25 protein-coding genes and 2 tRNA genes are annotated in these 25713 nt (G+C 42.6%); 11 read left to right on the top strand and 16 right to left on the bottom strand.

Translation table 11 applies throughout. From position 1 onward, the window contains the following. Positions 1-2 precede the first annotated feature (2 nt). Positions 3-593 carry an HU family DNA-binding protein gene (locus C825_RS20845; RefSeq protein ID WP_007652583.1) on the bottom strand — a complete coding sequence of 197 codons (591 nt, stop codon included), beginning with the start codon at positions 591-593 and terminating at the stop codon, positions 3-5. Between the two features lie 546 nt (positions 594-1139). Between C825_RS20845 and C825_RS20840 the strand changes: the two genes are divergently transcribed. The 6 genes from C825_RS20840 (at position 1140) to C825_RS20815 (ending at position 10770) form a co-directional block, all read left to right on the top strand. After that, the gene (locus C825_RS20840) at positions 1140-2210 is read left to right on the top strand and encodes a Fic family protein (protein ID WP_010800023.1); all 1071 of its coding nucleotides are present in this window, start codon (positions 1140-1142) and stop codon (positions 2208-2210) included. Positions 2211-2283: 73 nt separating this feature from the next. Then, the gene (locus C825_RS20835) at positions 2284-3480 is read left to right on the top strand and encodes a hypothetical protein (RefSeq protein WP_010800022.1); all 1197 of its coding nucleotides are present in this window, start codon (positions 2284-2286) and stop codon (positions 3478-3480) included. Positions 3481-3489: 9 nt separating this feature from the next. Continuing rightward, positions 3490-4050 (top strand): condensin complex protein MksE, encoded by a 561-nt coding sequence (locus tag C825_RS20830; protein WP_010800021.1) that lies wholly within the window; start codon positions 3490-3492, stop codon positions 4048-4050. Beyond that, a complete protein-coding gene (locus C825_RS20825; RefSeq protein WP_010800020.1) occupies positions 4034-7699 on the top strand; it encodes an ATP-binding protein in 3666 nt (1221 codons plus the stop codon). Before C825_RS20830 ends, C825_RS20825 begins: the two co-directional genes overlap by 17 nt. Next, on the top strand, positions 7696-8550 hold the full coding sequence (locus tag C825_RS20820) for a DUF7281 domain-containing protein (protein ID WP_010800019.1): 855 nt from the start codon (positions 7696-7698) through the stop codon (positions 8548-8550). The genes C825_RS20825 and C825_RS20820 overlap by 4 nt, the downstream gene beginning before the upstream one ends. A 159-nt stretch (positions 8551-8709) precedes the next feature. Beyond that, complete coding sequence (locus C825_RS20815; protein ID WP_370686664.1) at positions 8710-10770, top strand: glycoside hydrolase family 2 protein; 2061 nt, start codon at positions 8710-8712, stop codon at positions 10768-10770. Between the two features lie 76 nt (positions 10771-10846). Here C825_RS20815 and C825_RS20810 read toward each other — a convergent pair whose 3' ends face one another. Further along, on the bottom strand, positions 10847-11437 hold the full coding sequence (locus C825_RS20810) for a nitroreductase family protein (protein ID WP_044215156.1): 591 nt from the start codon (positions 11435-11437) through the stop codon (positions 10847-10849). An 88-nt stretch (positions 11438-11525) separates the two neighbouring features. Between C825_RS20810 and C825_RS20805 the strand changes: the two genes are divergently transcribed. Continuing rightward, on the top strand, positions 11526-11819 hold the full coding sequence (locus C825_RS20805; protein ID WP_007652597.1) for a hypothetical protein: 294 nt from the start codon (positions 11526-11528) through the stop codon (positions 11817-11819). Continuing rightward, entirely contained in the window at positions 11816-12040 is a 225-nt protein-coding gene (locus C825_RS20800) for a type II toxin-antitoxin system RelE/ParE family toxin (protein WP_007652598.1), read from the top strand. The genes C825_RS20805 and C825_RS20800 overlap by 4 nt, the downstream gene beginning before the upstream one ends. Before the next feature lie 139 nt (positions 12041-12179). Here C825_RS20800 and C825_RS20795 read toward each other — a convergent pair whose 3' ends face one another. The 4 genes from C825_RS20795 to C825_RS20780 form a co-directional block, all read right to left on the bottom strand. Next, positions 12180-13013: a hypothetical protein gene (locus C825_RS20795; protein WP_010800017.1), complete on the bottom strand. Its 834-nt coding sequence runs from the start codon at positions 13011-13013 to the stop codon at positions 12180-12182. Between the two features lie 62 nt (positions 13014-13075). After that, complete coding sequence (locus C825_RS20790; protein ID WP_010800016.1) at positions 13076-13957, bottom strand: HEPN domain-containing protein; 882 nt, start codon at positions 13955-13957, stop codon at positions 13076-13078. Positions 13958-14080: 123 nt separating this feature from the next. Next, positions 14081-14962, bottom strand: coding sequence for a HEPN domain-containing protein (locus C825_RS20785; RefSeq protein WP_010800015.1), 882 nt, complete (start codon positions 14960-14962; stop codon positions 14081-14083). A 75-nt stretch (positions 14963-15037) separates the two neighbouring features. Continuing rightward, a complete protein-coding gene (locus C825_RS20780) occupies positions 15038-15481 on the bottom strand; it encodes a hypothetical protein (RefSeq protein WP_010800014.1) in 444 nt (147 codons plus the stop codon). Between the two features lie 257 nt (positions 15482-15738). Here C825_RS20780 and map point away from each other — a divergent pair, with 257 nt between their 5' ends. Beyond that, the gene (map, locus tag C825_RS20775; protein ID WP_010800013.1) at positions 15739-16590 is read left to right on the top strand and encodes a type I methionyl aminopeptidase; all 852 of its coding nucleotides are present in this window, start codon (positions 15739-15741) and stop codon (positions 16588-16590) included. A gap of 123 nt (positions 16591-16713) precedes the next feature. Here map and C825_RS20770 read toward each other — a convergent pair. Next, positions 16714-16786, bottom strand: a tRNA-Trp gene (locus C825_RS20770). Positions 16787-16972: 186 nt separating this feature from the next. On the opposite strand from C825_RS20770, the gene C825_RS20765 reads away from it, so the two are divergent. Further along, positions 16973-18475 carry a glutamine synthetase family protein gene (locus C825_RS20765; RefSeq protein ID WP_007652603.1) on the top strand — a complete coding sequence of 501 codons (1503 nt, stop codon included), beginning with the start codon at positions 16973-16975 and terminating at the stop codon, positions 18473-18475. Between the two features lie 64 nt (positions 18476-18539). Here C825_RS20765 and C825_RS20760 read toward each other — a convergent pair whose 3' ends face one another. The 8 genes from C825_RS20760 to C825_RS20725 form a co-directional block, all read right to left on the bottom strand. Then, the gene (locus C825_RS20760) at positions 18540-19115 is read right to left on the bottom strand and encodes a uracil-DNA glycosylase family protein (protein WP_010800012.1); all 576 of its coding nucleotides are present in this window, start codon (positions 19113-19115) and stop codon (positions 18540-18542) included. 11 nt (positions 19116-19126) lie between these two features. Then, positions 19127-19486, bottom strand: coding sequence for a DUF3795 domain-containing protein (locus C825_RS20755; protein ID WP_007652606.1), 360 nt, complete (start codon positions 19484-19486; stop codon positions 19127-19129). Between the two features lie 7 nt (positions 19487-19493). Beyond that, the gene (locus C825_RS20750) at positions 19494-19850 is read right to left on the bottom strand and encodes an arsenate reductase family protein (protein ID WP_007652607.1); all 357 of its coding nucleotides are present in this window, start codon (positions 19848-19850) and stop codon (positions 19494-19496) included. Positions 19851-19862: 12 nt separating this feature from the next. Continuing rightward, positions 19863-20498 (bottom strand): DUF8491 family protein, encoded by a 636-nt coding sequence (locus C825_RS20745; RefSeq protein ID WP_007652608.1) that lies wholly within the window; start codon positions 20496-20498, stop codon positions 19863-19865. Between the two features lie 65 nt (positions 20499-20563). Then, positions 20564-21226: an MgtC/SapB family protein gene (locus tag C825_RS20740; protein ID WP_010800011.1), complete on the bottom strand. Its 663-nt coding sequence runs from the start codon at positions 21224-21226 to the stop codon at positions 20564-20566. Between the two features lie 19 nt (positions 21227-21245). Then, positions 21246-22676: a sodium:proton antiporter NhaD gene (gene nhaD, locus C825_RS20735; protein WP_010800010.1), complete on the bottom strand. Its 1431-nt coding sequence runs from the start codon at positions 22674-22676 to the stop codon at positions 21246-21248. A gap of 93 nt (positions 22677-22769) precedes the next feature. Further along, positions 22770-23618, bottom strand: a complete 849-nt coding sequence (locus C825_RS20730; protein WP_010800009.1) for a BRO-N domain-containing protein — start codon at positions 23616-23618, stop codon at positions 22770-22772. 47 nt (positions 23619-23665) lie between these two features. Next, positions 23666-23738, bottom strand: a tRNA-Gly gene (locus C825_RS20725). A gap of 70 nt (positions 23739-23808) precedes the next feature. Here C825_RS20725 and argB point away from each other — a divergent pair. Next, complete coding sequence (gene argB, locus C825_RS20720) at positions 23809-24582, top strand: acetylglutamate kinase (RefSeq protein WP_007652612.1); 774 nt, start codon at positions 23809-23811, stop codon at positions 24580-24582. 62 nt (positions 24583-24644) lie between these two features. Here argB and C825_RS20715 read toward each other — a convergent pair whose 3' ends face one another. Then, on the bottom strand, positions 24645-25313 hold the full coding sequence (locus C825_RS20715) for a 3-keto-disaccharide hydrolase (RefSeq protein ID WP_010800008.1): 669 nt from the start codon (positions 25311-25313) through the stop codon (positions 24645-24647). Between the last annotated feature and the right edge of the window lie 400 nt (positions 25314-25713).

The raw sequence follows: 25713 nt of genomic DNA, 5'->3' as shown, positions 1-25713 counted from the left end.
ATTTATTCCTCCCTGGTTTTTAGGCCATATTGTGCATTGGCGCGATACCCCAAACGGACAATCTTTTGCTCATCCAACAATGTCCGGAGATCTTTCAAGGCGATATACTTCGAGCAACCATTGATGGAACGGCATTCGAGGGTAGAGATCGTGTTGTTTTGCTGTATGTAATTCAATATATTCGTTTTCCGCTTCTCTTCCGTGTATCCTTTCAGACGGCTTGGTTCGTCGGCCCGTTCCACTTTCATATAACGCAACTCCTTCTTCAGTTCGTTGGAGCAGCGGAACACTACTTTGTTGAACCTCACCAGATGAGGTGTGATCTGTTTTTCTGTGGGCAGAGACGGACATTTCAGGGAGGCATTGAACGTACCCAACCCTTCCAGTTCGACGATATCCCCATATTTCAGGTGAAAGGCAATCCGGCTTTTCAGTGCTTCCAGCACTCCTTTTACATCCGAAGAAGAGAAAGAACTGATCTGGGAAATCTCTTCGCAAAGCGCATCGATGCGCACGGTGTACTGGTTTACCTGACGAGCATGAAGATTATCTCCCTTCCCCGGATTCTTAAATAGGTTATAAGTGGCTGACATAGGCAGTGTTGTTTAAGTGTGATATCCTGGTTGTAATCAACCTTGTTCCGGACATAATCTCAATTATAACCGATATAATCTTACTTATATCGGTACAAAAGGTTTGTCCGACCCCTGTAAAACAGCTGTTCGACGGAGGTGGAACAGCTGTCTGACAAGAGTCGGCTAACTGTTCGACATCCGTCGGACAATCTTTTCTTCAGCACCAAAGATACTTAATATAGGGACAACCTGTATCTTTGAAGGGGATATTTTTTATTGTCTCCTACTTGCCGTCCAGCAGCTTCCCGAAGAGATTGAATATCTGTAGTACACTTTCTTTGTCTTTGACCAGTATCAATAGGATACTCTTTTCTGTTTTCGTCGTCTGCTTTGGGGACTTAAAGGAAAAGATGGCAGGACGATTATCAATAACTGGTGGTGGCAATGGGGGAATAAGATTATTTTATTAGATTTGCAATTCAGTTGCAAGCGAATTCAACTATTGGGGATTCTTCGGTAACTGTATCCGAAAGAACGAATCAGGAGATTGAAAAAGGAACGGTTATGGACAATATAGAGAAACTTTATGGCGAATGGTTATCTTTGCAGCCATTGAAAGAAGAAGACAGTATTCGTTTGAATCAGAAATTCATGTTGGAATTCAACTATAATTCCAATCATATGGAAGGAAATACGCTGACTTATGGCCAGACAGAACTTTTATTGCTATTTGGGAAAGTGATCGGCGAAGCCAACATGAAAGACTTGGAAGAAATGAAAGCACATAATGTCGGCCTGAAAATGATGCAAGTAGAAGCTGCAGAAAAGATTCATCCTTTGACGGAAACCTTTATCCGCCAACTTCATCATACTCTTTTACGCGAAGATTATACTGTTTATCGCAGATTGCCTGATGGGACAACGACTTCGTACGTCATTCATGCCGGATGTTATAAAACTCGTCCTAATTCCGTAATAACCGTTACCGGAGAGTCTTTTGAATATGCTTCCCCGGAAGAAACACCGGCTTTAATGAATGATTTGGTACAATGGTATAATAAAGCGGAAGTGGCCGGAGAGATGTCTCCGATAGAGTTGGCAGCCGTGTTCCATTATCGGTATATTCGTATCCACCCTTTTGAGGACGGAAACGGTCGTATAGCCAGATTGATGGTGAACTACATTCTTTCCCGTCATAATTACCCAATGATTGTAATTAAAACAAAGGATAAAGCGAACTATTTACGTGCTCTAAGTGCAGCGGATGCGGCTGTCGGCTCCATCCCAGCCGAAGGTGCTAAGGCTTCGTTTGGACAAATAAAGCCGTTTATTAATTATATGAAGCATGTTTTGGAGGAGGAACTTGATATCGAACTTAAAATTATTCACCGGCATTCCGGTAAATTGTGGTATATGAATGGTGAAGTCATTTTGTTCAGAAGACCTGTTACTGAAAAAATAATAGAGCAGATATCTTCTAACCCTAAGATTACGGTGCGTGAATTATCTGACGTACTTACTATAAACAAATCGGCTGTTCAGAAAGAAATAAAGGAGTTACAGAATAAAGAGTACATTAAGCGTGAGGGTGGAACACGTGGACGTTGGCACGTCTTAATCAATTGTACCACTTAAAATGGTGGTACAATCGAAAATGGTGGTACAATCTAACGAATTAAGATCAATTAATTAAAAACATCATACCCCTATGCCTGCATTTCATTCTATAGAAGAACTCCTCAAAACGCTTAGTCGCGAACAACGGTTGTTGAAAGAGCTGTTTGCGAAGCGGAAGATACTTTCGTTTCGTTATGAGGATGCGCTGGCTTTGGTGGACTATAAGGAAGAACGCATCCGGAAACTGGTCGATTCGGAGGTCGTCAGGGAGAACGGTTCGTTTCTCGAACTGGAAGATTCCTATCTGCAATTCTTCGAACAGATACTGGAGGTGAACGAGGAGATCAATATTTCGTTCGTCCATGAACATATCACTTATCTGAAAGATACGATATCCTATTTCCTTCAGGAAAACAACGAGACACAGCGATACAGCTATCTGCGGAATATCAAACGGACACTGCGTAACATCGCCGTCACCACTCTTCGCAATGTGATCGACCTGAAACGGAATGTTGATAATACCTTTAAAAGCGAACCCAATTATAAGATAAAGAAACAGAAGCTGGTGCGCCTCGATGAAAAGCGCGAAGGTATTGAAGCGTTGATCCGGACGACAGAGGAACTTATCAACGGAAATGAGGAAGCCTTTTTCTGTATTGCTACGGATGAGGAACTGGGGCATATTACTGATATGCTGAGACTTCAGTTTTACGAATGCAGCCACAACCTGATCGAGATCCAGAAACAGATTATCAGTTATTTGAACCAAATCGAGTATCAGAGCCGGATATTGGTAAAAGTTCGCCAGTTGAAATACCTGAAAGACCAGTTTGAGCTGGAAAGCAAGACGAATATCCGCGAAGTTCTGGTAGCCAAAGATCCCGTTTGCTTCGAGCCGTCGCCCACTTATCCGCTTCGTTTGTCGGTCGATTATCTGCGCAGCGGCGACGATGTGGTGGAAAGTATCCGTAAAGTATTTGTCCGTGTGAAGAAAAATGGCCGCCAGGCGAAGAAGATTGCTGGTAACATTGCCGGTGATTATCTTGTGACGCAGACGACGGAAGAAATATTTATCAATCTGGAAGAGGTGAAGAACGCGTTTCTGGCTTCGGGTAGCGACCTGTTCACTTTCGTGATGACTTACCACTTTCCGAAAGAGGTAGATATTGACGAGCGTATCACCTTCTACTGCCAGATTATCTCCCAGTATTACGACGATTGTTCGGTCACTGACCGGTATGCTTCGGCCTATGGGGTCGAATATACTTTGGTGTATCCTAAATAAATATGAACTATGATTAAACAGACAGCTGAAATATTCGAGTTATTGAGCAAGGGTGGGTTTATCTCGTCGGATAGTACCGATCCGCATATCCGCCAGCTTTACAACCAGATAGACGGGAACCTTACGGAACTCTATGAACATTACGCTTCGATCAACTTTTTCCTCGAAGGCGGCAACGAGTACTATTATTTTGCCCGCCGCGAAACCCGTGCCGAACTGGAACGTAAGCTGGAAATCGCCATGCGGTGGATCGATGTGCTCGACTTTGTCAAAACGTATGATAATGCATTTGCCCCCGGTTTCCGTTTCCAGCCGTCCGATATTCTGGTGCGTCTCAAACTGGATGCGGAGCTGAAGGAGAAGCTCGGCGGACTAAAGAAATATACGGGAAAGGAGAAGCAGGACGAGATACTCGAAAAGGTACTGAACGATCTGAAACGTGACGGGTTCATCGAGTTGGAGAACGAGATCACATCGACCTATAAGGTTGTAGCTGCTTTTAATTATCTGGAAGAATTAGTAACCTGTATCAATATACCAGAAGAAACGCAAAATGAGATACCTGAATAGAATTGTTTTTATCAACAGCGCCCGGGTGAATTATGCCGATATCCCAGTCGACGGCAATGTACATTTCATCGGAACCCAGGGAGTGGGGAAGAGTACCGTGCTGCGTGCCTTGCTCTTTTTCTATAATGCGGATAAGATGAAACTGGGAATTTCGAAAGAGAAGAAAAGTTTCGACGAATACTATTTCCCGTATGCCAATTCATATGTGATCTACGAAGTAAAGCGCGATGAGGGTTGTTATCTGGTGATGGCGTTCCGTTCGCAGGGACGTGCCTGTTTTCGTTTCCTCGATATTGCCTACGACAAGGATTTCTTTATTTCCCCGGAGGGGCGTGCCTTCGACGGTTGGGATCAGATACGCGAAGCATTGGGGCGTAAGGTGTATTATAGCCGAAAGATCGAGAAATACGAAGAATACCGGAATATCATCTTCGGGAATAACAAGGGACTGCCGCCCGAGTTTCGCAAGTTTGCCATCACCGAAAGCTGCCAGTATCAGAATATTCCTCGTACGATACAGAATGTCTTCCTTAATTCAAAACTGGAAGCCTCATTTATTAAAGATACGATCATCATGTCACTGAGCGAAGAAAATGCGACGATTGATCTGAGTCAATATGCTGATCATCTCAAAGGATTCGAGGAAGAATATAAGGACATCAGCCTGTGGCATGCAAAGGACAGGAACGGAAATGTACTGGTACGTAAACAGGCGGAGAAAGTCATCGATGTGCATCGTACGTTGCTTTACCATGAACAGGAGCGGAAGGAACTGTCACACGAACTGAACTTTGCTTATCGTCTTGCCGGCGAAGAACTTCCCGTTCGTGAACGACATCTTTCCGAGCAACAGGAAAAGTTGAGAAAGACGGAAATGCAATTGAGCGAACTGGCGAATAAATACCAAGAGAAGAAAATACAGATCGTATCCGATATCAAACAGTTGAACGAAAAGTTGCAGCAGGCCCGTGAACAGAAGAAACGATATGAACAACTGAATATCACGGAGATTGAACAACGGGTAAACGCTCGTGAAAGTGTCGCGGGTAAAAAGGCTGGGTTGGAAGAACAGTTGCGTGTCCTGACAGACCGTTTTACACATATCCGCCAGAAGTTTGCTTTGCTGGAAGAGCAGGAGAAGGCTCAATTCACGACATTCAAAAATACCAAAGAGACGGAGGTGATCGGTCTGCAACAACGGCTCTTTGAGAAGAAAGAGCAACTTCTCAAACAACAGGAACAACTGATCCGCGAAATAAAGGAGCAGGAGGAAGAAAAGGTGAACAGCGCCCACGGAAAGATTGACCGGAAGAAGGAGGAACTTTCTGCGTTGGCGATCCGGAAAGTGGAGATTGGCCATCAGGTGTTCTATGAAAAAGAAATTCGCAGCTGTAAAGAAGAGCAAGCAGCGTTGCAAGGAGAGATCAAGGAAGATATGCTGAAGAAAGAAACTTGCAACCGCCGTATAAAAAGCACCACCCGCGAATGGGAGCTGGAAGGACAAGCATTGGAACGCGAAACGGCTTCCGCTCAAAAAGAACTGTCACGCCGAATAGAGGAGGCTGATCGCCATATCGCTGAGATTGCAACTCTTCTGAAGAGCCGGCAGGGGTCACTCTATGAGTGGCTGAACCGTGAATATCCCAGATGGGAAGACACGATCGGGAAGGTGATCGACGAGAAGCAGGTCTTGTTCCATACCGGACTCAGTCCGCAGTTGATGGAAAAGATATCCGCTACACTCTACGGTGTCAAACTTGATTTGTCGGGGATCGGCAAAGTGGTGAAGACCATTGGCGAATATGAAGAGGAACAGCAGGAGTTACGGACACAGTTACAGGAACTGAAAAAGCAGTTCAACGACCTGTCTGTCCGCAAAGAAGAAGAGGCTGTCCGTCTCAAAAAGAAATACCAGCCTTTGATAAAAGCGGACAAGGAAGAAGTGATCCGCCTGGATTACCGCAACGAACAACACCAGAAGAAGTTGCAGCAATTGGCGGCAGCGCTGATCACCTGGCAGCAAAAGGCGGCAGACGAGAAGGCAGTCCTGTTACTACAGGTGGAAGAGCAGGTACGCTGTGTCACCGCTCAACGAATGGAGGCGGAAGAGGAATGGCAGAAATCGATTGCTGTCCTGGATAAACGGATCAAAGCCAAAGAGAAAGAGTTCCGGCAACGGGTCAAAGAGGAAACGGAACAGGTGGAAACTGCCACTGCTTTGTTACATGCCGGAATTGCCGCTGCCGGAATAAAACTGAAAGAAACATTGGTTGCCTTGCAACAAGAGTATGCCAAAGAATTGGCCGGTGAAGGCGCAGATACTTCCCGGATAACGATGGTGACGGATCAGATCGGGAAACTGGAAAACGAACTGCGTTTCATAGAAGATAACCGGACGCTGGTGATCGAATATCGCAAAGATAAACGAGAACTGATCGACCGGATGGATGAGTTTCGTAACGACAAGCAACTGAAAGAAAAGGAATTGGCCGGCGAACAAGAGAAATACGAACAGAAACGTTTGTCACTGGTTCGTGAAGCGGGCGAACAGCGGACTGTCCTGGACGACCTAAACCGTTCGTTGGAGGAACTGAGGGAGGATATCCGCCGGACAAAAGAATTCTGCCAGCAGGAGGACTGCCCGGTCGAACTGCTGTCCGGTGCGGAAAAGGAAACGGGGAAGCGTTGTAAGATACTGGTAGAGGACTTGATCCGTAACCATTACCGTATCATAGAATGGGAAAAAGACTTGCGGGAGGCTGTGAACCGCTTCACCGGCAATTTCTCCGAACAGAACACCTTCCATTTCCGTACCCGCCTGACGACTCAGGATGATTTTATGGATTTCGCTTCTGAACTGACTGACTTTATCGACAACGACAAGATCGCCGAGTTCGAGCAACGTTCCAATAAGGCTTACACCGATATTATTCGGCAGATCGGAAAGGAAGTTTCGGATATGATGTCGCGGGAAGGAGCTATACAGAAGGTGATCAACGATATCAACGACGATTTTGTGGAACGCAACTTTGCCGGAGTAATCAAAAGCATCGCCCTTCGTGCCATGCCGAGTGAGAATAAGATCATGCAGTTGATGCAGACCATACGCGATTTCAATGAGGAGCATCTTTTTAGCTTGGGAAGTTTCGACCTTTTCTCCGGCTCTGCTGAGAAACAGGAGGAGAACAACCGGAAGGCAGTCGGTTATCTGCAATCGCTGGTGAAGGAATTATCACTGACGAGCGAGAAGGAGCTAACCCTGTCCGACACCTTCGACCTGCAATTCCGCATCGTGGAGAACGATAACGACAGCGGATGGGTGGAAAAACTGGCCAATGTGGGTTCCGACGGGACGGATGTGCTAGTCAAGGCGATGATTAATATCATGTTGCTCAATGTGTTCAAAGAAAAGGCCTCCCGCCGTTTCAGCGACTTCCGCCTGCATTGCATGATGGATGAGATCGGCAAGTTGCATCCGAATAACATACAAGGTATCCTCAACTTTGCCAACAGCCGCAATATCCTGCTGGTCAATTGTTCGCCTACTTCCTACCGGGCAACGGATTATCGCTATACCTATATATTAAATAAGGACAGCCAGAATATCACAGTCGTTAAACGCTTGATCCGGAAGGAGGCCGAATCATGAAGCTCTCGTTAGCGGATGCCCGTAAATTGCAGCGGCTGGGGAGGGGAGAAAAGCTTCCTTCCAGCCAGTTTAATAATGCACTGTCTGCTTTGTTGCTGGAAGAAGAGGTGTTGCAAATCCTTCCGAAAGGGAGTCGGAAAACTTATTATGTCAGGAATCAAGCTACGCTCGATGACTTTCTTTACAACCGTTTCAATGTAAGTAACCTATCGCTCTATGTCGAAACACTGGAAAAGGAAGACTTGCTCCGTGCTGATTTAGCACGTCAGGTAGGCGATACAAAGATTCGTCCGGTAAGAAGTTTTAAGGGTTTCTGTGTGAACTGTTACCAGCCACTGCAATCTATGCTTAACGAGAAACCGTTTGTTGTCTCACCTGTTGAGGGTAGTTATTTGTTTATTTCCGATTTTGAAACGTTTGTGCCTGATCCGGGAGTGACAGTTGTAGGTATGGAGAATCCGGAGAACTTTCGTTATATCCGTCAGCAAGCCTATCTGTTCAATAACATAACGCCTCTGTTTGTTTGCCGTTATCCTCAGACACAAAGCAAAGACCTGATTCGTTGGCTGGCTGCTATACCGAATCCGTATCTTCATTTCGGCGATTTTGATCCGGCAGGTTTGAATGTTTTCAGTAATGAATACTTACCTTATCTGGCGGGGAAGGCTCATTATTTTGTACCGGATGATATAGAAGAGTGGTTGGATAGAGGAAGCCGGGAGAGATATGATAAGCAGTCGTTCAACTTATCACCCGAATGTCTGGAGTTGCCGGAAGTTCAAAAGTTGGTAGGACTGATCCATAAGCATAAAAGAGGACTCGACCAGGAGGTTTTTATCCGTTTTGAGTGATTTTATAGGTAAATAGAGACAATCTTAATCGGTAATGAGATGATTTTATTACTGAAAAAAAGAATGCCGGAGTATATTTGCAACTCATTCAATTAACAAATCATGAATAAACGAGTATTAAGTTTAACCTTATTATTAGCCTGTCTGGGATTAATGACCATGCAGGCGGAAGGCCGAAAAGTCGAATCATTTAATTCCGGCTGGTCATTTAAAAAAGCTCCGGCGGAAAAGGAACTGGCCATCAATGCCCCGAAATGGGATAAGGGATGGTCGGAAGTTGAAATCCCTCATACCTGGAATGCAAAAGATATGCAGGTACAGGCCAATAGTTTTTATGAAGGGGCGGCTTATTATAAAAAACAATATTTCTTCCCGGCTGAACTGAAAGATAAGCGTGTCTTTTTACGGTTTGAGGGAGTCGGCTCCTGTGCAGAAGTTTTTGTGAACGGCATGCTGGCAACTTCCCATAAAGGCGGATATTCTGCTTTTGCCTGTGAGATCAGTCCGCTGTTGAAGGCTGGAGAGGAGAATGAGATTATCGTGAAAGCGGATAATAAATCACGCCCCGATGTGATCCCGGTTAATCATAATTTGTTTGGCGTATATGGCGGTATTTATCGTCCGGTGTGGCTGGTTGTTACTGAACCGTGTAATATAAGTGTGACCGATTGTGCATCTCCCGGTGTTTATGTCACCCAGAAGAATGTATCGAAGAAACAGGCAGATGTAAAAGTGAAGGTAAAGCTCGACAACGGAACTCTACAACCCGTTCCTGTTACTTTGCAGAATACGATTTACGATCAGGAAGGAAAGCAGGTGGCTACTCATAGCCAGTCTTTCGAACTGTCGGCACAAGGTGAGCAGGCTTATGAATCTTCTTTTACGATAAAGAAACCGACTTTGTGGCAGGGACGTGAAAATCCTTATCTGTATAAGGTTGTCAGCCGTTTGATTAAAGACGGACAGGTGATTGATGAAATGGTACAGCCGTTGGGGTTGCGTAAATATGAAATTGTTGCCGGCAAAGGTTTCTATCTGAATGGTGAGAAATATCCGATGTATGGTGTTACCCGTCATCAGGACTGGTGGGGGCTGGGAAGTGCCTTGAAGAACGAAAACCATGATTTCGATTTGGCTACGATCATGGATGTCGGTGCGACAACCGTTCGTTTTGCCCACTATCAGCAATCCGATTATCTGTATTCCCGTTGTGACAGCCTGGGGTTGATTATTTGGGCGGAGATACCGTTTGTAAACCGTGTGACCGGACAGGAAGCAGAGAACTGCCGTAACCAGTTGCGTGAAATGATCCGCCAGAGCTTCAATCATCCTTCTATCTATGTGTGGGGATTGCATAATGAGGTATATCAGCCGCACCAATATACAAAAGAACTGACCCAGTCTTTGCATGACCTGGCTAAAACGGAAGACCCGGACCGTTATACGGTTTCGGTGAACGGATACGGACATATGGAGCATCCGGTTAACCTGGTTGCCGATATTCAGGGTATGAACCGTTATTTCGGTTGGTATGAAAAGAAAATACAGGATATCAAACCCTGGGTGGAGAATCTGGAGAAAGAATATCCGCATCAGAAACTGATGCTGACCGAATATGGTGCAGATGCCAACCTGAACCATCAGACGGAATATCTGGGAGATGCGCTGAACTGGACGAAAGAGTTCTATCCCGAAACATTCGCTACCAAAACGCACGAATATCAGTGGAGTGTGATTGCTGCCCATCCGTATATCATTGCTTCTTATCTTTGGAATACGTTTGATTTCTGTGCTCCGATGTGGGTGCGTGGCGGTGTTCCGGCACGTAATATGAAAGGTCTGGTAACATTCGACCGTAAAATAAAGAAAGATTCTTATTTCTGGTACAAGGCAAACTGGAGCAAAGAACCTGTACTGTATCTGACGCAACGTCGTAACTGGGACCGTGAGAAAAAGGAAACGTCCGTGACTGTTTATTCAAATATCGGTACGCCGAAAGTGTATCTGAACGGAAAGGAACTGACCGGTATCCGTGAAGGTTATACGCCCGTACATTATATTATAGATAACATTACGCTCGATATGGGTAAAAATATCGTAAAGACGGTTGTTGTGAAAGATGGCAAGACGTACGAAGATGAAATCGAATGGGTATATAATGGCGAGAAGAAGCGTGATTCGGACCAGTCGGTGAACAAGGAAGAACATGCCGGATTCTGATCTCTCTCTGAACTAAACAATAAATGAAACTCCCGGTGTTTCCTGTCAGACGGCAGGATAGCACCGGGAGTCTTTTTTACCATCCGTTATAGTGTATTTGTTTCTTATTGAATTTGTCTTTGGGCTTTTCAATGCCTGTCGGATAGCCTACCGGAATGACAGTCAACGGAACGATATGTTCCGGTAAGTGTAAAGCCTCCCGAACTACTTTCATGCGTTCAGGATACGGATAAGCGGCTGTCCAAACGGCTCCCAGTCCCAATGATTCGGCTGCCAGTAATACGTTTTGTGCGGCAGCGGAACAGTCCAGTTGCCAGGCATTATTGGACTTCGCTGTATCTCCGCAAACGATAATAGCTTGCTTGGTCTCTTTTAACATACGGGCCAGAGGGAGTCCGTTTCCCATTGTATCCAGAATGTCCCGGTCTGTTACGATGATAAATTCCCACGGACGGCGGTCTCTGGAGGAAGGGGCGGCCATTCCTGCACGGACCAGTGTCTCCAGTTTCTCTTTTTCAACCGGACGTTCAGTGTATTTGCGTACGCTTTTACGGTTGAAGATTGTCTCCAATGTTTCATTAACCTCTTTACTGTCTTTAGATTCCGTATTGTTATTACAGGCAATCAAAGCAGATAATAATACGATAAAAGAATATTTCCATTTCATATTGCAAACATACGAATTGGTTTGGAAAAAAATCCGGAATCGAATCATATTATTACTACTTTTGTGAATCACGTTAATAGTTTATATTATGTCAATCAATTCAATAAACAGACGTCGGGAAGACCTGATAAAACAGATCAGCCAGATAGAAGATGAGGAGTTGCTGATTTCTTTGGAAGATCAGATTTTTACTTATCAGCAAGGAGCGCGTGAGCCATTATCCTGTCCTGAAAGTATGCAAATTCGTTCGGTAGCCCATTTTCGTAGTTTGATAGATCAGGTGTTGGAAGATGACCGGAACGGAAAGATGCTGGATGCCGATGAGGTTTTTGCTGAATTGGAAAAAGAATGGGGCATTGAAGAGGAGGCTAGAAATAGATGAAAAAGTTGAAACGTATCATCTCTCCGTTGGCTAAAAAGCAATTAAAGGAACTGAAAGATTTTAATCAGATTTTGTATGGAACATCAAGAGCCAATCAAATTTACTTTTCGATAAAAGATTGTCTTCAAGCTTTAACTGATTTTCCGGGTTTAGGATATATAGAACCAACATTGCAGGATTATCCTCAATGTTTCCGTACTTTTTTCAGCATTCGAATTTAAAAATCGTTTACTGGATAGAAGATGGTGCTATAAAAATAGCCATGTTCTTTGGAACTCATCAGAAACCGGAAAAGTTACGTTATACAATAGAACATACTTCCGATTGGGTTTGTGAAGATATAGAACCTTACGGCTAACCTTATTTCTGACATTCGAAGCAGTAATAGATACTTCCTCCTAAAAAATTCTCTTTCCGTATATCTTCTCCGCAGACCGGACATGGTTTTCCGACAGTGTCTTTAGATAAGGTGGGAATATAACCTCCTTTCTTACCGAACAGGTCGGTTTCCGAATTGCGGCCGCCGGCTAGATAAATATCCTGAAGCGTATCTTTAACGCAATGAAACAAAGTGTCTTTCTGTTTATCCGATAATGTGCTGATGCGTGTTTTAGGATGGATACGAGCCCTGAAGAGAATATCCTGTAAAACACCGTTTCCCAGACCTGGGATTGTTTGTTCGGTGGCCAGAAATGCTTTGGCTGTTTTCTTTTGTTTTTCTTCGCTGTTTATCAGGCTCAGGAAATAGGTTTTGTTGAAAGCATCGGAAAGTACCTGCGGTTTGCTTCGTGCCCCATCACGATAGGAGGAAAAATTGCATTCAAAAGAATCTGCGGGGAAACACCAGATTCCGCCGTACATTCGGGCAGAACCCATGATACAACTTTCATCCTCGAAGGCAATCAGTAACTGATGTTTTTCCGGCAACTTTTTTCCGGGAGCATAATAACAAATATTCATCCCGTCTCCGAAAAGTAACCTTACATCCTCGATTTCCACTTCAACCAACCCTCCGTAAGCATGTGCTTCTCCGACAGTTTTATGGAGTAACTTTTCACTGTAACCGGCAGGGTCTCCATAATACCAGACAAATTTATGCGGGGTATATCCGGCACTGACAAAAGAGATTCTCTTTCCTTTAATCGTTTGATTTAATTGTTCCGACAGGATCAGGGCTTCCGGAGCTTCTATCATTTTTAATAGGTTAATTTGTTATATATGATTTTTATAGTGTAAATATACGAATATATCTATAACTATTGCCCCATCTGCCTGTACGTTTCTATTTGGGATTTACAGATTTCTTCGGTAATATCGCGCAACCTTTCCACTTTAGGAAATAATGCTTCTATCTCTTCCTTGGTGACAACGAATTTAGAATTATACCTTGCTTCTACATAGGCCAGGCGGAGTAGTTCAAATAATCGTTTTTCTTCCTTCGGCTTTCGGGGAAAGATTTTCTGTAATTCGGGCGAATATTTATGGGTTGCACCTAACAGTTTTGACAGGTTGTGTTGCTTGCTGTTTTTCAGGGTATGAACTAAACGCAATGCATAGAAATAATTCTCACAGGCTTGATGTAAATCGAAAGAAGCTAAATTGTATCTTCCTTTTTCATAATCAAAAGAAGCATGATCTAGGAAATAACCAGCCTTTTCAAACTTCTCGTCAAAATACTCTTGGAACTGTTGCGTGATCTCTTGAAAGTTCAGCTTTCGGGGACGTTCCAGTTTGTAATTTCCACTGTCGTATAACATAATCCCTTGTTTTTGGATGCTGGTATAGAAATATCTTCCTTCCGACAGGTCGGAGTTCAATTTCTCTATATCATCATTTATAAACTGAATGGGAACTTGGTTATCGGGGCGTTTATAATATTTGTCATCCACAGTGTCCAGTAGATGTCCTACCTCACGAACGTCTTCATTACTGGTAACTACCAATAGATCGTAGTCGCTCATAAAAGAAGTGAGGATGCCGAATTCATCCCGTTCGTCATATTCCACAAATGTTCCCCTGGCGTAACTTCCATACAGGATAATCATTTCGCAATGAGGCACTCTTTCCAGTATTAAGGTGACGATCTGTTGCAAATCGTTTTTTGCATAATCAGGTAAGTGGGAATAAGACGTTTTCATTTAGCATTCCAAGTTTTTATATTACATTTCGGTAAAGATACATGATTTTTTCGTTTCTTACTTCCACTGGCTATATTTATATGCATTGTGAAAGAATGCAACATAAACAGCATGTGAAATAAATTATTTGCCCATTTGTCTGTATACTTCGATTTGGGATTTACAGATTTGTTCGGTTATATCGCGTAGCTTCTCAACCTTAGGAAATAAGGCTTCTATCTCTTCTTGGGTGACAACGAATTTGGAATTATATCTTGCTTCTACGTAAGCTAAGCGAAGGAGTTCAAATAATCGTTTGTCTTCCTTCATTTTTCGGGGAAAAATTTTCCGCAGTTCAGGTGAATATTTATGAGTTGCACCTAACAGTTTTGACAAGTTATGTTGTTTACTGTTCTTCAGGGTGTGAACTAGACGTAAGGCATAGAAATAATTCTCACAGGTTTGATGTAGCATGAAAGAGGCCTTTTTATACCATCCTTTTGAATAATTAAATTTTGCATTTTCGAAGAATTCATTTCCACTATTAAAGCTTTCCTCAAAATATTCCTGTGCCTGTTGCCTGACCTCTTCAAAGTTCAGTTTCCGGGCAGGTTCCAGTTTGTAATTTCCACTATCGTATAACATAATCCCTTGTTTTTGGATGCTGGTATAGAAATATCTTCCTTCCGACAGGTCGGAGTTCAATTTCTCTATATCATCGTTGATAAATTGAATGGGGACCTGGTTGTCGGGGCGTTTGTAATATTTATCGTCCACGGTGTCCAGCAGATGTCCCACCTCACGAACGTCTTCATTACTGGTAACTACCAATAGATCGTAGTCGCTCATAAAAGAAGTGAGGATGCCGAATTCATCCCGTTCGTCATATTCCACAAATGTTCCCCTGGCGTAACTTCCATACAGGATAATCATTTCGCAATGGGGCACTCTTTCCAGTATTAAGGAGACGATCTGTTGCAAATCGTTTTTTGCATAATCAGGTAAGTGGGAATAAGACGTTTTCATTTAGCATTCCAAGTTTTATGTTATACATCGGTAAAGATACAAGATTTTTCCGTTTCTTATTCCTACTACCTATATTTATGTATTTTGTGATGAGGGATTGTTGTGGAACAGTTTTCTCCACCAGAGGAGAAAGCCTCCAGTGAATTTCCACCACCATACAGTGATAAGGTGCGGATTACCGTAACCGAGTGCATTGTAAATGTACCAGTACTGGCAATCGTTGAAAAAATAGAACACGTGTCCGGTTCTCAATACAACACATATCTTTTGACCATTATTATTAATGTAGACAATATCGGAAAACCGGATACTTTTCTCATACAGTTTCTCACAACAGGCACAAACATAAATGGCACGTTGTTGATAGCACAGAGGTTGAGGAAAACAAATTTTGTTTTCCGTAAGAGTTAATCCGAATTGTGTGACAAGAGGCTGTAGTTTGCTACGTACTTCAAATTTGGTTGGGCTAGGTTGGCTTTGTAAGCGGTTCCATACCCATTTTCTTTCCAATGCATTCATACCAAACGTTTTTATAGATTAATCAAAGTGCTTCAAGCACCAGCAGCCTGAGTGTCTTGAGTAACCCTGTCAACGTTGGCATAATTGCATGTAATCAAATAGATTTAAAGGCTACAGCATTATTGGTACAAAAGTACAAACTTGTCGGAATTATCCAACTTTTTTGGTGTAAATCCATTTTAAACTCGTTTTTTCCGAAAAGAAGAAAAACAAACGTACCTTTGTTGTGTTATTACTAACGATAACAGCAAAGATTTATGAGAAAAAGAAACAATTGGCAACTTATCAAAGGTCAGCCACTTACCGAATTGGATAAAAAGATTCTCTACCTCCAGAATAAAGGTCATTTGGTACCTTCCCGGAAATTGATTAAAACAGAAGAACAGATTGAAGGTATCCGCAGAAGCGGGGTTGTAAATTCTGGTATTCTCGATTTAGTGGGAAAGGAAATAAAAGCCGGAATGTCGACAGCCGCAATAGACAAACTGGTCTATGACTATACGGTTGACCACGGTGCTATTCCGGCCCCGTTGAATTTTGAAGGATTCCCGAAGAGCGTGTGCACTTCCATCAATGAAGTGGTCTGCCACGGTATTCCCAGCGAAAAAGAGATATTAAAGGAAGGAGATATTATCAATGTGGATGTTTCGACAATTCTGGACGGTTATTATTCGGATGCTTCGCGGATGTTTATGATTGGCAAGGTTTCTCCTGAAAAAGAGAAACTGGTGCGTGTGGCAAAGGAGTGCCTGGAGATAGGAATGAAGGCAGCTAAGCCATTCGGTTTTGTAGGTGATATAGGTCATGCCATCCAGAAACATGCGGAAAAGAACGGTTTTTCTGTTGTCCGTGATTTGTGCGGGCATGGGGTAGGACTGGAATTTCATGAAGAACCCGAAGTAACTCATTTCGGACGTAAAGGTACCGGCATGTTACTGGTCCCGGGAATGGTCTTTACGATTGAACCGATGATTAATATGGGTACATATCGTGTTTATATTGCCGAAGAAGATGGCTGGACGGTAATAACCGACGACGAACTTCCTTCCGCCCAATGGGAACACACATTCGTGATGCGTGAAAACGGACTGGAAATATTATCGGATTAAACACCGGTTCAAAAATAAGGGACTTTTGTACGCAAAGCATATATGTTTCGTAATCAAAGCATATATGTTTTGTAAGTACTATTTATCCGAATAAAAAAAGCGATACAATTTGTATCGCTTCTGCACGGAAGGAGAGGCTCGAACTCCCGACACCTGGTTTTGGAGACCAGTGCTCTACCAACTGAGCTACTTCCGTATTGCGGGTGCAAAGGTAGGTTTTTATTTTTAATATGCAAGGCTTTTTTAGAAAAAGTGCAATTCTATTTTTACTTACCTGATAAAATCCAACGAAAAGCGAAACAACCGTCATATCTTTTTTTATCTTTGAAACCTTATAGAAAATATAATTAAATCTATATTGTATAAATACAATCAACAAAACATGGAAAACGAATTAGAAATGAATTCGAATCTTTTAGTCGAATTTTTGCAGAAACCTTCATCTGAGTTTACAAAGGCGGATATTATTTCTTTTATCCGCGAAAAAGGAATCAAGATGGTCAATTTTATGTATCCGGCAGGAGACGGCCGTCTGAAAACATTGAATTTTGTTATTAATAATGCAGCCTATCTGAATGCAATCCTTACCTGTGGTGAGCGTGTGGACGGTTCCAGCCTGTTCTCTTTTATTGAAGCCGGCAGTAGCGACCTGTATGTAATTCCCCGCTTCCGGACAGCTTTCGTCGACCCTTTTGCCGAGTTGCCGACAATCACTATGCTTTGTTCCTTCTTCAATAAAGATGGCGAACCGTTGGAAAGTTCTCCCGAATATACCTTGTATAAAGCAAGCAAAGCCTTTACGGAAGTAACAGGCATGGAGTTTCAGGCAATGGGCGAATTGGAGTATTATGTGATAGCGGAAGAGGAAGAATTATTCCCGGCAACCGACCAGCGCGGATATCATGAATCCGGCCCGTTCGCTAAATTCAATGAATTCCGTACCCAGTGCATGCAATATATTGCCCAGGCCGGCGGGCAGATTAAATACGGCCATTCCGAAGTCGGTAACTTTACATTGAACGGAAAGATATATGAGCAAAACGAAATCGAGTTTCTACCAACCAAAGTGGAAGAAGCTGCCGACCAGTTAATGATTGCCAAATGGGTAATTCGTAATCTGGCTTATAGCTATGGTCTGGATATCACATTCGCTCCTAAGATTACAGTCGGAAAAGCCGGTTCGGGTTTGCATGTTCATATGCGAATTATGAAAGACGGTAAAAACCAGATGTTGGCCGACGGTGCTTTGTCTGAAACAGCCCGTAAAGCGATTGCCGGAATGATGCAACTGGCTCCTTCGATTACTGCGTTCGGAAATACGAATCCAACCTCTTACTTCCGTTTGGTTCCTCATCAGGAAGCTCCGACAAACGTTTGCTGGGGCGACCGGAACCGTTCGGTATTGGTACGTGTCCCCTTAGGCTGGGCTGCAAAAAAAGACATGTGTGTATTAGCTAACCCCTTGGAATCGGAAAGCCATTATGATACGACACAGAAACAGACGGTTGAGATGCGTTCGCCGGATGGTTCTGCCGATTTGTATCAGTTGTTGGCTGGATTGGCTGTCGCTTGTCGTCATGGTTTCGAGATAGAAAATGCGTTGGAGATAGCAGAAAAGACGTACGTGAATGTGAATATCCACCAGGAAGAAAACAAGGCCCGTCTGGAAACATTGGACCAATTACCCGACAGTTGTGCAGCTTCTGCAGAACGTTTGCAAAAGCAACGGGCTGTCTTTGAGAAATATAATGTGTTTAGCCCGAGCATGATAGACGGTATAATCAAAAAACTGAAGTCTTATAACGACTTTACTCTGAGAGATGATTTGAAAAATGACCCCGAAGGAATGCTTCGGTTGGTAAATACTTATTTCCATTGCGGGTAAATTTTATCCTATGTGGATGGATATTATAAAAGAAAACCATTGCATTTTTTGCAATGGTTTTCTTTTATAATATTCCGAGCTCTTCAAACATCCCTCTGTAAACCGCCGCCTTTTCCTCTAATGGTTTCGGATAGGCTCGTGATGAGGAAGGCATACGATATAACCTGAATACCCGGTCCAGTAAGGTGAATGTTGAATAAGTTCCGACTTTCGGCTCTTCTGTCGGAGGCAATACCGATAAAATCGTATCCATCGCTTTCTGCCCTGTAACGACAATCGCTTTACATTCGGGTATTTGCGACAGGACTTCTTCCGGATTTATCGGTTTTATCACTTGCAGGAAATTATCGGAAGCATTATTCTTTAACCGGATTATTTCGACAGCCGTATCGCCGATACCGATACCTTTCTCCCGGCAAAAGGCTTTGGCTTTCTCTTCACTGAACGCCTTCTTTGTTTCAAGGAAATATTCTTTATTGCTATAAAACAATAGTCCGAGGATACGCCACATATCGTTCTGTATATTCGGGTAATAAAAGTTCATCGACCAACGTTGCATCGGAGGAGGAAAGCTTCCCAACATCAGCAATTTAGTCTGCTCCGGTAAAAAGAAACCTAACGGATGTAATTCTGAGACCATCGGGATATATGTTATCGTTTTATTGTCTGTTGTTTTTTTGCGTGCATTTCCCTGGCAAAAGCATCATAGCCGATTGCCTGTATCCTTCTGATACAGGCCGGACGGTCGGAACGGAAGAGGATAGAAAATACTTTTCCGATGAAGTTATTGAACTTCTTGCATTCATCGATAGAACTGATTGTGCAGTCGGCACAACTTTTATAGTTATGTTCGATATTACATGCCCGTATTTTACACCAGTCCGCTTTTTTATTCTCCCAGCACCCGGGGCATTGTCCTTTTACGAATTTGCGACAAGCACCGCAATACAGGCCACAAGCTGCAACATATGCAGCGTCTGGTTGATATGTAAGGTTTTCCATTCCTTTCATATACTCTTTATTTTACAGATTCTTCCCATTCAGCCGCTTTGAAGCCGACCAATACCTGATTCTCGCTTACCAACAAAGGACGTTTGATTAGTTTGCCATCGGAAGCAAGTAGTTCTATCTGTTCCTTTTCACTCATGGAGGGCAATTTGTCTTTCAACTGCATGGCTTTATATACAAGGCCACTGGTGTTGAAGAAGTTCTTCAGCGGTAATTTGCTGCGTCCTATCCATTCCGTCAACTCTTCAGCCGAAGGATGCTGGTCGATTATATGGCGGTCCTCATAAGCAACTTTATGTTCGTCCAGCCATTTTTTTGCGTTCCGGCAGGTACTGCATTTCGGATATTCTAAAAATAGATATTTCATACCTGTCTGATTTTATTTGTCTTTTTTACGTTGGTTTTTGGCATCTTCCTTGGCAAGAAGGACAATGTTGTAAACGAAATCGGTCATCCATTCTTCCGAATAGCCTAATGTCTCTTTGTATTTGCGGATGCTCCAGGCTGTTTTCTGGACACTGACCTCTTTCCATTCCGAACGGGTTACAATCTCATGGATTGTTTTTGCTGTCTGGTTATATAATAATTTTTTTACCAGCATGGAGAAACGGAACTTCCATTGCATCAGGTTATCCAGCAGGGAGAACAGGTCATTACAGAATCCCTGGAAAAGGAAAAAGTATGATTTGATGTCGTTTTGCGACTTACAGTTCTTTTTTACTGAGGCTTCTATTTCCTTGAAGAAACTTTCTTTCATGGCATAGTCCTGCATTAATATCTTGCGGACACGTGCCTTTTCTGCGATACCTGGCTTGTTATTTTGGGTAGGAATTTTCAGCATCCGTTTGAAAAGGGCCATATCCGACAACATATTAATATTGGTAATACCCAACTGTACGGCCATTACCGCCTGATAATATACGCGGATTAATGTTACAAATTCTTCAACGGAGCCTTTTGATGTAGCTTCTGTTTCCTCTTTTTCTTTCTTGAATAGTTTAGAAATTATGTTCATGTGTATCTGTTATAAAATGATTACGGGGACAAAGATACTAAAACTTGTCCCCGTTTTAAGAATTTCTATTCAATTCTCTCAACTGTTACCTCCGGAAATTCTTCCATGAAAAGTAGCAGCTGGTTGTCGTCCGTACTTTTCCTGGCCTTTATAACCAGGGTGACAATGAAAGTATCGACGTTTGAATGACTGACTTTTTCCATTTGGTAGGAGACGAGCAGGTAGCCTTTGTCGTTCAGAACCCGGGTTACCTTTTTTATGATATCTTTCTCATTGGTGGAAAAAATAATCATCGAACTTTTCATTCCCAGGCTTTTAAAGATATAACTTAGCAGTTCAAGTCCCATCAGGGTCAGTACGGTTGCCGCAACACCGATGTCGTACATTCCGGCACCGATTGCCAGGCCGATTCCGGCTGTTGCCCATATTCCTGCGGCAGTCGTCAGTCCGCGAACAAATTGTTTTTGTATGATAATGGTTCCCGCTCCGATAAAGCCGATACCACTAACAACCTGTGCCGCAACACGGCTGGGGTCGAGCGAAACACTACTTTCTTGTATAATCTGCTGAAAACCGTATTGGGATACAATCATGATAAGGGCACTTCCCAGTGAGACCAGGAAATGTGTACGATAGCCGGCTTCTTTCGCCCTGTATTCCCGGTCAAGACCGATTACGGCACCAAGAATACCGGCAATAAATAATCTCAGAATAAAATCCCATAACATAATTGTATGCCTCCCTTGTTTATAATCCTAATACTACATTTTGAAGAATATATACTCCTGCACCGGCCAGATATCCGATCAAGGCCAGCAAGGATATGTTTTTCAGATACCAGATGAAATTGATGCGTTCCAATCCCATCACGACAACTCCGGCAGCCGAACCTATGATCAGCATGCTGCCTCCAACTCCGGCACAATAAGCCAGGAATTGCCAGAATATTCCGTCCTGAACAAAGTTTGCCATATAAGTCGGATCTGTTGCTGTTGCGATGATAGCGTCTGTTGCAACCGGATACATGCCGATAGCTCCGGCTACCAGCGGAACATTATCAACTACGGCCGATAAAGTACCGATGATCAGGTTTACAGCATATACATTTCCGACAGTTTCATCCAGCCAGAAAGCGAAATCTGTCAATACACCACTACACCGCAATGCGTCGACAGCCAAAAGGATTCCGAGGAAGAATAATAGGGTTGCCCCGTCTATACGACGCACTATTTTTGACAGACGAAGTTTAAGGTCTTCATTGACAATATTTCGTTTATACATTAATTCTGTATAGATCCATAAAATACCGACTCCCATCAGGATACCCATAAACGGAGGCAAATGAGTGATCGTTTTAAATATAGGGACGAATATAAGACATAATACGCCGAGTATCAGTATCGAGAGTTTTTCTTTGGTTCTTAATTCTTTGAGTAGTTTGTCATTTTCATTATAGGTAAATGCATCGGGCGGAGTCACTTTCCCATGAAGGAAACGCATCATGATGAGAACGGGTACTATCATTGACACCAGACTGGGCAAAATCAGGTGTGGAATAGTTGAGGATGAGGAAATGTTTCCTCTGACCCAAAGCATGATGGTTGTCACGTCTCCAATTGGTGACCAGGCCCCGCCACTGTTTGCAGCAATGATAATCACGCTGCCGAATACCCACCGTTCTTTGTAGTTCCCCAGTAGTTTCCGCATTAGCATAACCATAACGATGGAAGTTGTCAGGTTATCGAGTATGGCAGACATGAAAAAAGTAATAAATGCGACCAGTAGTAATAATTTTTTTTTCTGGTTGGTTTTGATACGGTTTGTGATAAACATGAAACCGCCGTGAGCGTCAATCAACTCCACGGTAATCATCGCGCCAATCAAAAAAATCAATGTTTCTGCAATTTCTCCGATACTGTCCAGTACCTGGTGTTCAACGACGAAGCGGGTACATTGTTCTACAAAAGGAAGATCTGCTATAGCCGGATAGGCATCTAGAAATTCTTTAAATTCTTCGGCTGATGCGGTCGGGATCAGATCAGGTGCAGCAAATGTGTATAAAACCCAAAGTATTGTTCCGGTCAGTAGGGCTGTTCCGGCTTTGTTCACCTTTAGCGGATGCTCTAAAGCTATACATAAGTATCCAATCAGAAAAACAAAAATCATTACTGTCAACATAGCAAATCTTCTTTTTCTTTTTAAATTCAGTTAATAGTCGCAAATGTAGGAATTATATGGAATTAACACTCCTTTTGGATGAAATGTTTTGAATTATATCTCATCCTGCTTTTTGTTTTCCTTATTCAATCGTAATCCGTTTTTTGCATTCAGAGGTGAAATGACTTGTTTTCCGGTTTTTGCCTCTAATTCAAGTCGGGCATTACGGGCAACTTCTCCTCCTTGCATTGCTACATCTATGTGTTCATTGAACGTATCCGGTTCGGTAGCCTCGGAAATTTGTTTGGTAGATAGTTCTGCCAGCATGTTGAGTACAAGTTCTGTGTTTGTCATATTATCCCGCAGATTTTCCTTTTTAAGACCTTTCAGTTGCTTGTATTCTTTAGTCGTGTTTCCTGACCATGTTTTGGTAATTATATCAGTGAGGGTTGCAAATTGTACTCCCTCCTGTAGACCGTGACGTTTCCATTCATCAGTCAGGTCTTTTCGTATTTCAATACTTTTGAGGCGCTGGTTGATCCAATTATCCGAATAGCCGAGACGTTTATAGTCAGTCATAGCCTGATCAATGGATAATTCCGGGTCCTGTAGTTGGTCAAGCCGCTCTTTTGCTACTTGAGCTATCCAAAGTTTGAACGGCTCTGCTTTAGGTGATGGGATGGACTGGATAAGACGAAAAAGTTGTTCAGTTGTGGCGACATCTGTCATGCGCATCTTTCCGTCAGAAGCAGGCATCTTCAACTGGTGACAATTTGTCACCAGTTCACTACCTTCTTCTTTTAGCCTCTGTTTTAGCTTGTTCCAGTATTTTCGACCATCTATGCTTTCGGTCAGAATAGATATTACATCCACTATAGAAAAATACCACTCTTCAGTTTCATCGTCCCAAAGAGTACGAACTTTTTTTTCTTCAAAAATTTTGATTGCTTCTTTCTTTGTCATGTTTCGATGGGTATATAGAGATTATTATTAAGGTCTTGTTTTTAGGGAGCGGTAAATGGGACTCGAACCCACGACCCTTAGCTTGGGAAGCTAATGCTCTACCAACTGAGCTACTACCGCGTTGACAGGTGCAAAAGTATATAAATCTTTTGTTTTTTTGTACCTTTGACGCAAAAATATTTTATCAGATATGAATAAAGAAAAGCTTACGCTGATCAAGGTCGGCGGAAAGATCGTTGAGGAAGAGGAAACATTGAAAAGTTTGCTTCGGGATTTTTCTCATATAGAAGGTTTTAAAGCATTGGTACATGGCGGAGGACGTTCTGCAACTAAACTGGCGAGCCAGTTAGGCATCGAAAGTAAAATGGTGAATGGCCGCAGGGTGACCGACGTTGAAACACTGAAAGTGGTAACAATGGTATATGGCGGCCTGGTCAATAAAAATATTGTGGCCGGTTTGCAGGCGTTAGATGTGAATGCACTAGGCCTCACTGGAGCAGATATGAATCTAATGCGTTCGGATAAACGTCCGGTAGCTGAAGTCGATTATGGTTTTGTGGGAGATGTGAAAGAAGTGAATGCAGATTTGCTGGCTTCTCTGATCCATCAGGGCATTGTTCCGGTATTGGCTCCGCTGACCCATGACAAACAGGGGCATATGCTGAATACCAATGCTGATACGATTGCTGGTGAAGCTGCAAAAGCACTGGCTAAGCATTTTGATGTAACATTAGTTTTCTGTTTTGAGAAAAAAGGTGTATTGCGGGATGAGAATGATGATGAAAGCGTTATTCCGGAAATAGACCGTACGGTATTTAAACAATTGGTAGAAGAGGGGATTATCCAGGGAGGTATGATCCCTAAACTGGAAAATTCATTTCAGGCAATCGATGCAGGGGTGAAAGAGGTTATTATAACCCAGGCTTCTGAAATCCATCAGGGAAAAGGAACGAAAGTTTATTGATAAAATGAAAAGAGGAAAGAGGAAAGTTATATTCGAACTTTCCTCTTTCCTCTTTTCATTTATTATTTGATGCTTCTTATTTTTACGTTACGGAACCAGATCAGGGAATCACCATGTTTACCCTGTAATCCGATATATCCTTTTGTTGGAAGTTCTGCAAATGGCTTAGGTAACCAACTGGGGATTTCACTGCCGTCCGGGTTGACTGTTCCCGAAGTCCATTTGCTCATGTCCATTTCCGTTACTTTTTTACCATTCAGGATAACATTAATGCGTTGTCCGACACATCTGATGCGCATATGGTTCCATTCGCCGGGCTTTTTTACTATTTTGTCTTGTTTTGCACCCAGGTGGCCGTAAATGGCTCCGCACTTTTCATAAGGTTTGCCGTTTCCCCATTTTTCACAATGATCATCGGCAATCTGTATTTCAACAGAATTGGGAATCCAATCTTTAGTATCGGTGCAATATACTACAACGCCACTATTAGTTCCTACGTCGGTTTTGAAGTCCAGATCCAGTTCAAAGTTTTCATATTCGGTCTTTGTCCAAATGGATTCATCCTCCACTGCTGCAAGTACACCGCCTGTCATACTCCAAACTTCAGGATTGTAGCTGGCATCGGAAAGGTTTTCTCCGAACAGAGGTTTCCATTTGTTGTCGGAAGCTGAAACACTAAGGGTGCTGATGATGCCTAGAAAGAGAATTGAGAAATAAAAAAATCGTTTCATGTTATTGAATTTTAAGATAAAATAATTAGAAATCCAAAGATAGATAATCCATTTTAATAAGCGAGTAAAAACTGGTTAATTTTATATCTGTCTTTTGAATGATAGCAAAAAAGGTTGATTTATGCGAAATATGTTGTTTTCTGTTGCTGTTTTCTTTTATTTTATTATTTTTGTTTCGAAAAGGCTGGTGTCTGATTTCTGGATTAAATGTAATAAAATGTAAATACGATAAAAATAGTAAATAGATACGTTAAGTTGAGTAGGAAAATTGCAGGCATTAAAATAACTAATTTGTAAGAATTTCATAGACATACCAGGCCTGTATATATAATAAGGGATTGCTCGGGATGAGTGATCCCTTTCTTTTAATAGTTCCTTTTATTCCGGTATGTTTAATTTT

Source organism: Parabacteroides sp. ASF519, from assembly GCF_000364265.2.
In the GTDB taxonomy this organism is placed as follows: Bacteria; Bacteroidota; Bacteroidia; order Bacteroidales; family Tannerellaceae; genus Parabacteroides; species Parabacteroides goldsteinii.
The sequence above is the reverse complement of the archived record's forward strand: the minus strand, read 5'-3'. Positions and strand labels throughout refer to the sequence as shown.